Origin of the sequence: Nocardiopsis mwathae (assembly GCF_014201195.1) — a bacterium.
GTDB lineage: Bacteria > Actinomycetota > Actinomycetes > Streptosporangiales > Streptosporangiaceae > Nocardiopsis_C > Nocardiopsis_C mwathae.
Window position 1 is genome coordinate 2,353,460 of sequence record NZ_JACHDS010000001.1, and the last position, 13,376, is coordinate 2,366,835.

At 72.0% G+C, this 13,376-nt stretch carries 14 protein-coding genes; 6 read left to right on the forward strand and 8 right to left on the reverse strand.

What is annotated here, in order from left to right; all coding sequences use genetic code 11:
- Window positions 1-4: 4 nt before the first annotated feature.
- The 3 genes from HNR23_RS09850 to HNR23_RS09860 form a co-directional block, all read right to left on the reverse strand.
- A complete protein-coding gene (locus HNR23_RS09850) occupies window positions 5-208 on the reverse strand; it encodes a hypothetical protein (RefSeq protein ID WP_184075202.1) in 204 nt (67 codons plus the stop codon).
- An 89-nt stretch (window positions 209-297) separates the two neighbouring features.
- Window positions 298-741, reverse strand: a complete 444-nt coding sequence (locus HNR23_RS09855) for a rhodanese-like domain-containing protein (protein ID WP_184075204.1) — start codon at window positions 739-741, stop codon at window positions 298-300.
- A complete protein-coding gene (locus HNR23_RS09860; protein WP_184075205.1) occupies window positions 738-1,301 on the reverse strand; it encodes a cysteine dioxygenase in 564 nt (187 codons plus the stop codon). Before HNR23_RS09860 ends, HNR23_RS09855 begins: the two co-directional genes overlap by 4 nt.
- Before the next feature lie 752 nt (window positions 1,302-2,053).
- Between HNR23_RS09860 and HNR23_RS09865 the strand changes: the two genes are divergently transcribed.
- The 4 genes from HNR23_RS09865 to HNR23_RS09880 all read left to right on the forward strand — a co-directional run bounded on the left by HNR23_RS09865 (window position 2,054) and on the right by HNR23_RS09880 (window position 5,090).
- Window positions 2,054-3,004, forward strand: a complete 951-nt coding sequence (locus HNR23_RS09865) for a VOC family protein (RefSeq protein ID WP_184080139.1) — start codon at window positions 2,054-2,056, stop codon at window positions 3,002-3,004.
- A 20-nt stretch (window positions 3,005-3,024) separates the two neighbouring features.
- Window positions 3,025-3,675, forward strand: coding sequence for an alpha/beta hydrolase (locus HNR23_RS09870; protein ID WP_246421677.1), 651 nt, complete (start codon window positions 3,025-3,027; stop codon window positions 3,673-3,675).
- A gap of 211 nt (window positions 3,676-3,886) precedes the next feature.
- Entirely contained in the window at window positions 3,887-4,576 is a 690-nt protein-coding gene (locus HNR23_RS09875) for a sulfotransferase family protein (protein ID WP_184075207.1), read from the forward strand.
- A gap of 43 nt (window positions 4,577-4,619) precedes the next feature.
- A complete protein-coding gene (locus HNR23_RS09880; protein ID WP_184075209.1) occupies window positions 4,620-5,090 on the forward strand; it encodes an NUDIX domain-containing protein in 471 nt (156 codons plus the stop codon).
- Between the two features lie 188 nt (window positions 5,091-5,278).
- Here the strand turns inward: HNR23_RS09880 and HNR23_RS09885 are convergent, their stop codons facing one another.
- From HNR23_RS09885 to HNR23_RS09895, 3 genes are all read right to left on the reverse strand, one after another.
- On the reverse strand, window positions 5,279-6,433 hold the full coding sequence (locus HNR23_RS09885) for a hypothetical protein (protein ID WP_184075211.1): 1,155 nt from the start codon (window positions 6,431-6,433) through the stop codon (window positions 5,279-5,281).
- A 224-nt stretch (window positions 6,434-6,657) separates the two neighbouring features.
- The gene (gene ctaD / locus HNR23_RS09890) at window positions 6,658-8,337 is read right to left on the reverse strand and encodes an aa3-type cytochrome oxidase subunit I (protein WP_184075213.1); all 1,680 of its coding nucleotides are present in this window, start codon (window positions 8,335-8,337) and stop codon (window positions 6,658-6,660) included.
- On the reverse strand, window positions 8,334-8,672 hold the full coding sequence (locus HNR23_RS09895; RefSeq protein ID WP_184075215.1) for a DUF3040 domain-containing protein: 339 nt from the start codon (window positions 8,670-8,672) through the stop codon (window positions 8,334-8,336). Before HNR23_RS09895 ends, ctaD begins: the two co-directional genes overlap by 4 nt.
- A gap of 819 nt (window positions 8,673-9,491) precedes the next feature.
- Here HNR23_RS09895 and HNR23_RS09900 point away from each other — a divergent pair.
- Window positions 9,492-10,148, forward strand: coding sequence for a dienelactone hydrolase family protein (locus tag HNR23_RS09900; RefSeq protein WP_184075217.1), 657 nt, complete (start codon window positions 9,492-9,494; stop codon window positions 10,146-10,148).
- Window positions 10,149-10,319: 171 nt separating this feature from the next.
- On the opposite strand, the gene HNR23_RS09905 is transcribed toward HNR23_RS09900, so the two are convergent.
- Window positions 10,320-11,027, reverse strand: coding sequence for a pentapeptide repeat-containing protein (locus tag HNR23_RS09905; protein ID WP_184075219.1), 708 nt, complete (start codon window positions 11,025-11,027; stop codon window positions 10,320-10,322).
- Between the two features lie 122 nt (window positions 11,028-11,149).
- On the opposite strand from HNR23_RS09905, the gene HNR23_RS09910 reads away from it, so the two are divergent.
- A complete protein-coding gene (locus tag HNR23_RS09910; protein WP_184075221.1) occupies window positions 11,150-11,548 on the forward strand; it encodes a PH domain-containing protein in 399 nt (132 codons plus the stop codon).
- Window positions 11,549-11,577: 29 nt separating this feature from the next.
- On the opposite strand, the gene HNR23_RS09915 is transcribed toward HNR23_RS09910, so the two are convergent.
- Window positions 11,578-13,236: a PucR family transcriptional regulator gene (locus HNR23_RS09915; protein WP_184075222.1), complete on the reverse strand. Its 1,659-nt coding sequence runs from the start codon at window positions 13,234-13,236 to the stop codon at window positions 11,578-11,580.
- Window positions 13,237-13,376: the final 140 nt, after the last annotated feature.

The window sequence follows — 13,376 nt, forward strand, 5'->3', positions numbered from 1 at the left end:
CGGGTCACATCCCCACGGAGGGGAGAAGGGCGAGGGTCCGGTCGGAGGCCCCGGGCTCGGCAACGTCACCCGTGGTGTCCTGGCCGCCCAGGCTGCGTTCGACGCCGCCGGTGGAGGAGTAGGAGAGGGTGTCGTCGCCGAAGCCGGCGGTCGACGGCGCCCCCAAGGCGAACACAGCGGCACCGAACAGGGCTGCGCAACGCTCCACATCGCTCCAATCACTGGAAGTGATGACGCTGCCTCCACTCTCCCCCACGGCCCACGGGTCGACCTAGCCCGGCACCGACCGAAGAACCCTTAACCAGCAGTCCGTATACGGGTATGGGACGAATAGTCCGGTAAACCCGGCCATCCGGTTGCCTCACCCTGCTCGACCGGCAGGCCGGACGCCACCCAGGCGCGAAATCCGCCGACCATGTCGGTGGCGCGGCGCAGCCCCAGCTCACGCAGCTGCGCGGCCGCGAGGCTGGAGGCGTACCCCTCGTTGCAGAAGAGGATGACGTGCAGGTCGGCGTCGGCGGCCTCGGGGATGCGGTCCGGACTCGTGGGATCCAGGCGCCATTCCAGGACGTTGCGGTCGATGACCACGGCGCCGGGGATCACGCCCTCGGCGGCGCGGTTGACCACCGGCCGGGTGTCCACGAGGAGCGCCCCGGACCCGTGCGCCGCGTGCGCGTCACCGGGCTCCAGCCGGTCGAGCCCGGCGCGGCGGCGGCGCAGCAGGTCGTCGATCGCGCTCACCGGCGGCCCTCCCCCGGGAACGGCGCGGGGGCGGAGCCGCGCGTGGGGACCTCGTCGAGCGTGACCACGGCCGGCTCGGGGTCGTGGGTGAGGATGCTGTGCGTGCGGCGCAGGCGGTCGCCGTCCAGCCGGTAGTAGGACATCGCGGTCAGCGGCGGCGAGTAGGCGTGCACGCTCACCGCCGGCTCGGCCGAGCGGTTGACGACATCGTGCACGTGGCCGAGGGGGAAGACGGCGCCGCACCCGCCGGCGATGGACCGGTCGCGCAGGCCGGAGGACCAGTAGTGCTCGGTGAGCGTCCCGCTGACGACGGTGAGCGCACCGAGGGATCCGGCGTGGTCGTGCAGGGCGGTGGACTGGTCCCGGGTCCAGGTGATCAGCCAGACGTCGGCGTAGGCGTCCCCGCTGAGCCGGACCGACCAGCGGTTCTCGGCGTCGAAGCGGATCTCGTGCAGTCCGGCGCGGACCTCGGCCGCGGTGGCGGCGGTGAGTTCGACCAGCCGGTCGAGGGTGAGGGGGGTCGGCGCCGCACCGAGGGCGGGGTGGGTGTCGGTGGTCATGGGTGTCGTTCCAATTCGGTTAGGGAGCGGACGGGTGCATACGCCGCCCCTGACACCCCTCGTCGAAGGTGAGACTCCGCCGCCGCGCCGGGCGGTCGGGACCTGTGACATCCATGATCGAAGTCAACCACATTTCCTACATGTTCGGTTGGTTATCTCGGCCACACCCACGCCGACGTGGATGAAGAAGAATTTCCTACTTTATTGGTTGACATTATGCACTTTGCGCCCGAGGCTGATCCCGCGGCCCCGCGATGCGCGGAACCGGGGCCGCCCGGAGCGGCATCGCCACCACGCGGGAGGTGGCAGGCCGGGGGTCGGGTGAGTCAAGCGCCCCCGCCCCGCCCGACCGCACCGGCTCACCCGGCCGGGGCCCGCTCCGCCTGTGCGGGGCGGGGCGGACCCCGGCCGGACATCCCCACCCCGGCGCGGATGTCGACCGCGACGGCACACACCCGAGCCGGGGCGCCGACCGACGGCGACACGGCGAGTGAGATAAGCATCACTATCGCCATCACGGAACGTAGGCACCGCCGAATCAACGCCCTGGTGACAGTGGGTGAAATCGAAACGGTCACCCCAGCGGCACACGGCCACCCCCCGTTCACCCCGATTCCGATGCCCTCCAGGGGCCCGGATCGGGCGTCCTCCTCACTGCTGCCGCACACGCCTCTCCGGGAATTTGGTTTATATTTCAACCGTTTCCGATGATGAGAGAACCGAACAGCCCCGCGCTGTACGAGGAGACCCCTATGGACGTCCGCCCGGCCGGACTACACCACGTCACCGCGATCGCGAGCGACCCCCAGGCCAACGCCGACTTCTACCTGCACGCCCTGGGGATGCGACTGGTCAAGCAGACCGTCAACTTCGACGATCCGGGCACCTACCACCTGTACTACGGCGACCGGGCCGGAAATCCAGGCACGATCATGACCTTCTTCCCCTGGCCGGGCGCCCCGCGAGGGCGCATCGGCGCGGGCCAGGCCACCACCACCTCCTTCTCCGTGCCGGAAGGAGCGCTCGGCTGGTGGCAGCGGCACCTTGCCGCCCTCGGCATCGAGGCCACCCGCCCTGCCACGCGCCTCGATGAGGACGTGCTCACGCTGCGCGACCCCGACGGACTGGTCATCGAACTGGTCGCCGGCGCCGACCCCCACGACACCGACCCGTGGGACGGCGGGCCCGTCCCCGCCGAGCACGCGATCCGCGGCATCCGCGCCGTGACGCTCACCGAGAACGACCTGGACCGCACCGCGGCCATGCTCAGCGGACAGCTGGGCTTCCGCCTCACCGCAGAGGAAAGCAACCGCTTCCGCTTCCACACCGACGCGGCAGGCGCCGCCGTCGGAACGGTCGTCGACATCATCGCCGACCCATCCGCCCGCCCCGGCCTGGTCGCCGCCGGCACCGTGCACCACATCGCCTACCGCGCCCCCGACACCGAGGCGCAGGTGGCCTGGCGCAAGTCGCTCGTCGAGGACGGGGTCAGCGTCACCGAGGTCCGCGACCGCACCTACTTCCAGTCCATCTACTTCCACGAACCCGGGGGAGTTCTGCTGGAGATCGCCACCGACGGCCCCGGCTTCGACTACGACGAGCCGCTGCTCGAACTCGGCCGCAGACTCCGACTCCCGCCGTGGCTCCAGCCCGACCAGGCCCGCATCGAAGCCGCACTGCCGACGCTGAAGATCGGAGAGTGAGGCCGGTGACCCGCCCCGGCATGTCGAACGGAGATAGGCCGGTCCCCCTGATGGACACCGACTCCCCCTACGTCTTTCGGCCCGCCACCGACCCCGACGCACCGGTCCTGCTCCTCCTGCACGGCACCGGTGCCGACGAGCACGACCTCCTCGGGCTCGGCAGTGCCCTGTCCGAAGGCGCGGCGCTGCTGTCGCCCCGCGGGAGGGTGCGGGAGTTCGGCGCCAACCGGTGGTTCCGGAGGCTGCGCGAGGGCGTCTTCGACGTCGAGGACGTCATCGCCCGCACCCACGAGCTCGCCGACTTCGTGACGGCGGCGGCCGAGTTCCACGACCTGGACACCGGCCGCCTGGTCGCGGTGGGGTTCTCCAACGGCGCCAACATCGCCGCCGCCGCGCTGCTGCTGCGCCCCGGCCTGCTGCACGGAGCCGCCCTGTTCGCGGCCGCCGCACCGCTGCAGGACCGCACGCCCGACCCGGTCGACCTGGCCGGCACGCAGGTCTTCCTCAGCGCCGGCCGCGCCGACACCATCACCCCGTTCGACCAGGCGCATCTCCTGGCCACCCAGCTCACCGACCGCGGCGCCGACGTCCGCTTCGCCGAGCACCCCGGCGGCCACGGCCTGCCGTCCTCCGCCCTCCATGCCGCACGGGAGTGGCTGGACGGCCGCTGACCGGCCCACGACCGCGGAGCCGGGCCGAGGGGACGGCCCGGCTCCGCACCCTATTCCCACCCGGGGCGGGACATTTCTGTCCCCCCGCGGCTACCTGCGCTGCGCGTGCGCGTACCCCAGGGTCGACCTAGACCGGGCGGGCCGCGGCCGCAGGGGCGCCGCCCGCCCGCTCACCCACGACGCGACGCCGCACGAGCGGAGGACACGGACGATGCTGCAGGTCATCGGCGCGGGCATGCCCCGCACCGGGACCGCCTCGATGAAGGCGGCCCTGGAACACCTCGGGTTCGGCCCCTGTCACCACATGTACGAGGTCATCCAGCACCCGGAGCAGGCGCGCCGCTGGAGCGGTGTGCTCAGCGGCGGCCCCGTCGACTGGGAGCACCTCTTCGAGGGCTACCGGTCGGCGGTGGACTGGCCCGGCTCCTACTTCTGGCGCGAACTCGTGGCGGCCTACCCCGACGCCAAGGTCATCCTCACCCGGCGCGACCCGCAGCGCTGGTACACCAGCTGCCGCACCACGATCTTCGAGTTCAGCGCGGCCGTGGCCCGCGGCGAGACCCCGCCGGCCACCCCCGCGCACGAGGAGTTCAACGCACAGGTGCTCGACGTGATGTTCCGGACCGCGTTCGGCTCCGGTATGGCGGACATCCCGGAGCCGGAACCCTCCATCGCGGGGTTCCGGCGCAACAACGCCGCCGTCCTCGACACCGTCCCCGCCGACCGCCTGCTCGTCTACGAGCCCGGAGACGGGTGGGGTCCGCTGTGCGACTTCCTCGGCGTCCCGACCCCCGACGGCACCCCCTTCCCCCACCTCAACGAGGGTGCGGAGATGCGCCGCAGGCTCCAGGAGGCGAGAGGCAGCGGCAGGGTCGCCTCCCCGTTCGCCCCGGGGCACTGAGGGGGAGGCCGCGGGCGGAGTCCGACTCGGCTAGCCTGCCCGTATGCCGCAAGAGTTCCTGCCGCCGGAGCAGTGGTTCGCCACCCTGCCGACCGCCTACCTGTCCGCCTTCGGGCTCATCACCGACGAGTCCGGCAACGTGCTGATCGTGGACCCCAACTACCGCGAGCACTGGACACTGCCCGGCGGAGTCGTGGAGGACGGGGAGGCACCGCACCTGGCCTGCGAACGTGAGGTGGCCGAGGAGGTCGGGCTGCGGCTGACCCCCGGCCCCCTGCTGGCCGTGCACTGGAGCGCGCCGCAGGGTGTGCGCCCCAAACCGTTCCTGGCATTCGTCTTCGACTGCGGGACCGTCGGCCCCGCCACGGAGATCACCCTGCAGGCGGAAGAACTCGACGGCTACGCCTTCGTCGAACCGGAGAAGGCGGCCCGGCTGCTGTTCCCGCCCTTCGTCCCCCGCCTGGGTGCGGCACTGGAGGCCCGCCGCACCGGCAGCGCCGCCTACGTGATGTAGGCGCGCCGCCCCCGTGCCCGCCTTACCCGCGGATCCGCACGAGTCCGCCCCAGCCGCCGGGCGCCCTCCCCTCTCCCTCGCGCACCCCGGAGCCGCGCCGCCCCACCCGTACGGAGAAGACCCGCCGGGGCCGTCCGTCCGCCGGCCCCGGCGGGTCGCCCGGCACCCCGGACGCCTGGCCCGTGGCCTCAGCGCGCCGCGACGGCGGGTTCGTCCGCGCCCCGGCCGCACACCGCGCACGCGCCCCGGCGGCGGTAGTAGTAGGCCAGCGTCGCCGCCCCGAGCGCCGCGCCCCACAGCGGGAACAGCGCGGTGGGCAGCACACCCAGCAGGAGGGCGCCCATCTCATCGCCGGACACCGTCTCGGCCACCATCTCGGCGTACCCCGACCACATCGCGATCCCGGCGACGACCAGCAGCACCGCCACGAGCGTCGCGGGCACGACCGCGAGCGAGACGGGGACGCGCCGTCCCGCCGGCCCGACCATCCAGCGCGGGAACACCTCGCCCCAGCGCTGGGTCAGGCCGAGCGTGAGGACGGCTCCGACCAGCCCGAACGCCGCCAGGAACGCGCCGGAGGTCCACATTCCGGTCTCCTGGCCCTCGCGCAGGAACTCCTCGCTGATGCCCAGCGGCACACCGAACGCCCAGGCGAAGCGCGTGAATGCGTACAGGACCGGGGTGACGACGGCCAGGTAGACGGCGGCGCGGCCCCAGCGCGCGGCGTTCCGCGGGCTCCGCCACCCCTCGCCGCCCTGCGCGCGCCCGCAGCGCAGGCAGGCATCACCGGTACGGCGGGCGTAGGCGACGGTCGCCAGCGCCCACAGAAACCCGCCCACCAGGCACAGCAGCTGGTGCAGTACACCTGCCTCGGTGGCCTTGGCCGCGAAGGCGGCGGCCGATTCGGGGTCGGTGAACACGCTGACCAGGGCATAGGGGACGTAGCCGAGCAGAGTCAGCAGGTCGACGCTGGTCATCAGCGCCAGGAGCTGGACGGACAGCAGGGCCCCGACGGCGATGAGCACCGGTCGGCCCGCCCGCACCCCGCGCAGCATGGCCGCGCCCAGCAGCGCCGCCGGTACGCCGGCGAGCAGGACGGCACCCCAGGCGACACCCGGCCCGAAGCGCCCGGCGAGAGGCTCGGTGACCGCCGCGTCCGGAGCCGCCCCGTAGGGGAACCCGTGCCCGGTCAGCGCCCAGTAGGCGGCAAGCACGGCGTAGAGCCCCGACCACAGCACGGCGGCGTGCGCCGCGTAACGCGCATACCCGCCGCCGTCCGGCTCCGGTGCGGCCGTCGGCCGCACCGGACCGTGGCCCCGCCGGTCCCTCGTCTCCCGTCGCATGACGTCCCCTTCCGGCTCTCCCCGCCCGGCCCGTATCCGTACGCTCGGGCGCCCTTCCGGCGAGGTCGAGTCGAGCATCGCAAGCGCGAACCCGCCGGGACCTCCCCTGCGCAGGGGGTTGTGGGCGGTGTTCTCCCCCTCACGGGGGACCCGCGAGGGGGAACGTCCCGCACCCGCGGCTCCCATCGGCCTCGGGGCCGCCGACCCGATCCCGGCGGAGCGCGTCAGCCGGGTTCGCGGGAGCCCGCCACGGCACGCACGCCCTGGTAGGGGTACTTGAGGTCGAAGGCCGGGCGCTCGCTTCGGATGCGCGGCAGGGAGACGAAGTTGTGCCGCGGCGGCGGGCACGACGTCGCCCACTCCAGGGAGCCGCCGGAGCCCCACGGGTCGTCGGTGCCGACCTGCGGCGCGTTGTTCGACGTGTACCAGACGTTGGCCAGGAAGATCAGCGTGGATGCGCCCAGGACGAAGGAGCCGATGCTGGAGATGAAGTTGAGCGCGGTGAAGCCGTCGGTCGGCAGGTAGTCGGCGTAGCGGCGGGGCATGCCTGCGGCGCCCAGCCAGTGCTGTACAAGGAACGTGGCCTGGAAGCCGAGGAACAGCGTCCAGAAGTGGAACCGCCCCAGGCCCTCGTGCAGCATGCGGCCGGTCATCTTGGGCCACCAGAAGTAGAACCCGGAGAACATCGCGAAGACCACGGTGCCGAACAGCACGTAGTGCATGTGGCCGACGACGAAGTAGGAGTCGGTCACGTGGAAGTCGATGGGAGGCGAGGCCAGCAGCACCCCGGTGAGCCCGCCGAACAGGAACGTCACCAGGAATCCGACCGCGAACAGCATGGGGGTGGGGAAGGTCAGCTGCCCCCGCCACATGGTGCCGATCCAGTTGAAGAACTTGATGCCGGTGGGGACGGCGATCAGGAAGGACATCAGGGCGAAGAACGGGAGCAGGACCGCTCCGGTGGCGAACATGTGGTGGGCCCACACCACCATCGACAGCCCCGTGATCGCCATGGTGGCGCCCACCATGCTCTTGTAGGCGAACAGCGGTTTGCGGGAGAAGGCCGGGATCACCTCGCTGATGATGCCGAAGAACGGCAGCGCGACGATGTAGACCTCGGGGTGGCCGAAGAACCAGAAGAGGTGCTGCCAGAGGATCGCCCCGCCGTGGGCGGAGCCGTAGACCTGGGTGCCCATCATGCGGTCGGTGGCCAGGGCCGCCAGCGCCGCGGTGAGGACGGGGAACGCCAGCAGGATGAGCACGCTGGTGAACAGGGTGTTCCAGGTGAACAGCGACATCCGGAAGGGCGTCATTCCGGGGGCGCGCATGCAGGCGATGGTGGTGATGAAGTTGGTGGCGCCGAGGATGGTGCCCAGGCCCGAGACGATCAGGCCGATCACCCACAGGTCGCCGCCCAGTCCGGGGGTGCGCACGGCGTCCGACAGCGGTTGGTAGGCGAACCAGCCGAAGCTGGCGGCGCCGCCGGGGGTGAGGAACCCGCCCATCACGATGAGCCCGCCGAAGAGGAACAGCCAGTAGCTGAACATGTTCATCCGCGGGAAGGCGACGTCGGGCGCGCCGATCTGCATCGGCATGATCACGTTGGCGAAGCCCACGAACAGCGGTGTCGCGAAGAGCAGCAGCATGATCGTGCCGTGCATCGTGAACAGGGCGTTGAACTCCTGCGGGGTGAGGACCTGCAGGCCCGGCCACAGCAGCTCGGCGCGGATGAGCATGGCCATGACCCCGCCGGCGAGGAAGAAGCCGAAAGAGGTGATGAGGTAGAGGTATCCGATGACCTTGTGGTCGGTCGCCGCGAGCCAGCGCACGGTCACCCAGCCCTGCTGGGCGGTGGGGGTCACGGCGGTATCGCTGGGGTCTTCGTGCGACTCCGTCTGCGTCATGTGGCCGATCCCTGCCCGGCCGCGACACCGGGGGTCGGCTGGTCGGTGGACGTGCTGGAGGTGGTGGGGGGCGGGGCCCCGTCGGCCGGATCGGCGGGGGTGCCGCCGGTGGTGCTCATGGCCAGGGCGAGGATCAGCGCCATGACGACGGCCGCCATGGCGGCCCACAGCATGAGGGGAACGGACAGGGAAGCCGACGTGTCGGCATCAGGGGGTCGGTCTTCGGGGATCCGCTCGGCGCACCGTTCGAGTTCCTCGGCGAACTCCGGATCCTCCATGCGGAGCTGCTCCTCGATGGCGCGCAGCCGCTCCCGCTCGCTCCTGGACAAGGACATGGCGCCCGCCCCTCCCCGCCGCGTCTCATGGGCCGGTCCTGGGACGACCGGGGTGCCCGCTGCCCGCAGGAGGCGGCTGTGCAGCGGCGCGGCCCATCGGTGCCATGCGGCCGACCGCGGTCCACGTCGGATCGCGCTGTTAGTAGTACCCGCGCAGATGGGCTCGAATGCCTCACATCGCCCACAGTCGCATGCCCGCCCCCAGGGGAAGTCGGGGGCACCATAGCCGAGACGGTTGAAAATGTAGCGACCTCTCCCCCGCACGCCGTCACCCCGAATACGACACGAATGATCTCCGCTTCGCGCAGCGGACGTTTCACCCACGGCGGCGGATCGACGGCGATATCGGCATCGGCGCCCGCGCCGCCCCGCCCCACTCAGCAGGACCCTATACCGTGACCTGCGCGGAGTCCGCGATCGCCATTCGGCTTCGGCTCGCGGACACGAAATTCCGCGATTGCGCCGCGACCGTTTCCGGCGCACTCCCGATCGGCGGAGGAGCATGCCGCTCCGGGCCTCTCCGATCGTCGGGTTCGGTGGGCGATCGCGCGATATCGATCGAGGTTGCACATTGGCCGAAATTCCGGGCCGCGGGCCAGTGCGCACAGGTGGACGGGGGCGCGGCGCTCGCGGGCCGTCGGCACCGCCCGATAGGCGGCAGGACGACCGGTAAGCGGCGGGATCAGGGGAATGATCGATGAGGGGCGAGGGAACGGGACGCCCTCCCGTCCGTCCGACCGCGGGGATCCGGGCGCGACGCCGTCCGCGTCGCCCGTGCCCGCCGCACCGGTCGGACCCGTCTCGACCCGGGGGACCCACATGACGAACGCGACACCCGTGACCGTGACGACTCCGCACGCCACCCTCAACGGCGACCTGGCCGTCCCCGCGGGCGCGCCCGGGATCGTGGTGTTCGTCCACGGCAGCGGCAGCTCCCGGCACAGTCCGCGGAACAGGGAGGTGGCCGCCACGCTCAACGAGCGCGGTCTGGCCACGCTCCTGTTCGACCTGCTGACCGAGGAAGAGGAGGCGGAGGACGACATCCACCGGGAGTTCCGCTTCGACATCGACCTGCTGACGGACCGGCTGACGCACACGATCGACTGGCTGAACGGCGGCCGGGAGACCTCCCGCCTGCCGGTGGGCCTGTTCGGGGCCAGCACCGGGGCGGCCGCGGCGATACGCGGCGCGGTGGAGCGGCCCGACCGGGTGAGGGCGGTGGTCTGCCGCGGCGGGCGTGTGGACCTGGCCCGGCAGGCCCTCGACCGGGTCCGCGCACCGGTGCTACTCGCCGTCGGAAGCGCGGACGATCCCATCGTCCGGATCAGCCACGAGGCCGCGCGCCGGATCCGGGCGCCCCACCAGGTCTACCTCGTGCTGGGCGCCGGCCACCTGTTCGTGGAGCCGGGCGCACTGGAGGAGGTGGCCCGGGTCTCGGCGGAGTGGTTCGAGCGGCATGTCGCCGCAGCGGTGTGAGAACCGGGGGTGGGTGCTAGGGCGTGTTTGACGGATCATTTCCGGCTCGCGGCCACCGGAACGACGCTCGCTGCGCCGCTCCACTCGTGAAGCCGACCTGGATCGACTTCGTGCAGCGGCTTGCGAGCGCCGCCTTTACGTCGTAGATTCACCTCGGTCGGATGGGGCCGATCATTCCGCCACCTGGACCCCGATTCCGGCCAGGAGCATGTTCGCCTGGCCCGGCGCGACCGTGGCGCCGCGCAGCACGTGCGCCTCGGCCAGCGGGATCTCGCCCAGATCGGCCCCGCGCAGGTCGGCCCCGGCGAAAAGGGCTCCGCGCAGGACCGCGCCCCGCATCCGGCTGTCCTTCCACACCGTTTCCCGCAGATCGGCCTTGCTCAGGTCGGCCTCGTCCAACCGCAGCCCCTCGATCGCCTGCCCGCGCAGCACGACCCCCGCCATGCGGGCGAGCATGAGGTTGCACCCGGTGAACCGGTAGCCGATCCCCCGGCAGCCGCCCAGCCCGGCACCGGTCATCCGGCACCCGCTGAACACGGCGTCGGTCAGCAGCGCGCCGAGCCAGCGCGAGGTGGCCAGGTCCACCCGCTCGAAGCGGGCCTCCGCGCACTCGGCGCTGAAGAACGACGCACCGGAAGCGCTCCCGCCCTCCCACCGCGAACCGTCCAGCGCCGCCTCGTCCAGCCGAGCGCCGTCGAGGCGGCAGCCGGTGAACCGCGCGTCCACCAGATAGGCGCCGCGCAGGTCCGCCTCGCGCAGGTCGCAGTCCACGAACACGCGGGGCCGCTCGGGCTCGGCCCGCAGAATCTGTGCCAGGTCGCGTTCGGCCAGGTCGGCGCCGTGCAACTCACCGCCGGCGACCAGAGTCTCCTCGATCATGGGCGGAGGCTACCGGGACCCGCTGACAGTCGGCGGCGGCGCCGCGGCCGATGGACGCGCGTCCGGGGCGGCCTACAATCACCGAAACCGCCGCGTTGGCCCCACACCGTGGAGGAGCTGGGATGACCGATGCCGATGCCGTGTACACGGACGACCCGGAACTGCTGGAGGAGGTCCAGAGGCTTCTGCTGCGCGGCGAGCGTCTCCTGGCCGCCTACAGCAGCCCGGAGCCTAGCACCGGGTACATCGGGGTGACGGACCGCCGCGTGATCATCTTCATCGCAGGCGACTACCACTCCTCGCTCGTCAGCATCCCTTTCCACGGGATCACCGAGGTGGCACTTAAGGCCGACGCTGCGGGCGGGTCGATGTTCAAGCGCTCGTCGACCCGCTACCGGACGGTCAAGCTGGCAGGCCACAGCGATATGCGGCACCACCGCCTGGTCTTCCACAACGAAGACAGCGCCGGGCAGGCTCACGACATCATCCTGCGCCACGTCACAGGGGGCGTCCAGACGTAGCCGAGGTGGTCGTGCGCCCCCATACCCCCTCAGTCGCGCAGCTTCAGCGCCAGGAACAGGTCGACGCGGTGCTCCAGGTTGCTCAGGTCGCGCCCGGTGAGCTCTTCGATGCGGCCGATGCGGTAGCGCAGCGTGTTGACGTGGACGTGCATGGCGGCCGCGCAGCGCTGCCAGGAGCCCGAGTGCTCCAGGAAGCGCTCCAGGGTGCGCACCAGCTCCGAGCGGTGGTCGCGGTCATAGGCGAACAGCGGCCCAAGGAGGCGGTCCCGGTAGGAGGCCTGCACCTCCTCCGGCACCGAAGCCAGCAGTAGCTCGTGGGAGTCGATCTCGGCCCCGGCGATGATCTGGGCGCGCCCCTCGCGTAGCTCGGCGAGGCGGCGGGCGTGGCGGGCCTCGACGGCGGCGCCGCGCAGCTCCGGGATGCCCCGCACGGTCGAGCCGATACCGATCGCCAGCCGGTGGTCGGTGAGGCCGGCCTCCAGCACGTGCACGGCCTCGCCGATGGCGCGGCGCAGCCGTTCGGCCGTTGCGGCGCCCGCCTCGGGGCGCCCCCCGGCGACCGGTGGCCGCGCCCCCGTGCGCGTACCCGCCTCCCGCGACGGTGCGGCGGCCTGCTCGGGGACCGGGATGACGGCCAGGACGTCGTTGTCGCCGGTGACGACGGCGTCGGGCCATTCGGCCAGCAGCTCGCAGACGACACGGCGGGCGAGGTCGGGCACGCGGGGATCGGGCCGCATCATCGCGCTGACGACGATGTGCCCGGTGTCCTCGCGGCTCTCGGCCCCGGCGTCGCCGCCGACGTGGAGCAGCGCGGCGACCTCGTCGAACCGCTGTGCGGCCAGCAGCCGGGGCAGCCCCTCGACGTGCCGGGCCGCGGTGAGCGCGTTCTCCTCGACCCGGCTGCGGGCGAGGACCGCGATGGAGGTGAGCTCGGCGACGGCCTCGCGGGTCTCCTCCGGCCACTCGGCGTGGTCGCCGGAGCACACCAGGGTCCACCCGGCCAGCGGGTGGAACTCGCGGGTCTGCACCGGCAGGATCGTCACGGTCCGGGTGACCGCGGGGTCGGCCGTCGCGGGCATCGACGTCGCGAACGGGGAGGCGGCGCGGGTCAGGGCCCGGGACGCCAGCCAGGAGCGGTCCTCGGCGGGCAGCTCGGGGCCGGCCGCGGCGACCTGGCGCCCGGTGCTGGAGATCACCCAGGCGTCGACACCGGCCTCGGCGGCGGCGGAGGCGAATACGCGGGGGAAGTCGGCACCCGCGGCGACCTCCGCCATGAGCTGGCGGTGGCGGTGGTGGGTCTCGGTGATGGTGGTGAAGCGGTGCTTGGTGAGCAGCCGCAGCACCTCCTCGGTGACCGCCCCGAAGGACGTCTGGCTGGGCACCTCCAGCAGGGGGAGGTCATGTCTGCGGCAGGCCTCGATGAGGTCGGGGGGCACCTCTCCCAGGGCCGTCCCGGCGGCCAGACAGGCCGCACCGGCGTCGACCAGGGAACGGACGAAGGTTTCGGAGTCCTGTGGAGCGTTGCGCCACATCATGCCGGTCAGCACGAGCTCACCACCGCTCAGGTAGCGCTCGGGCTCCAGCAGGTCGGTGGTGTAGGCGAGCCGGACGTGCCGGTCGACGTGCTCCGACCCGGTCAGGAAGCGCAGGTGCAGGCGCGGAATCGCGAGGAGTTCACTGATCTGCATGGGCCTTCCCTCACGTCACCATCATCGCACCGATCGACCGGACCACGGGGGTCCGCGTGGCGGACACGTTAACCCACGACGGCGCTTGTAGGAAACCACGAAGGGGCGCCGCCCACCTGGTGATCACTTCATGTCATCGC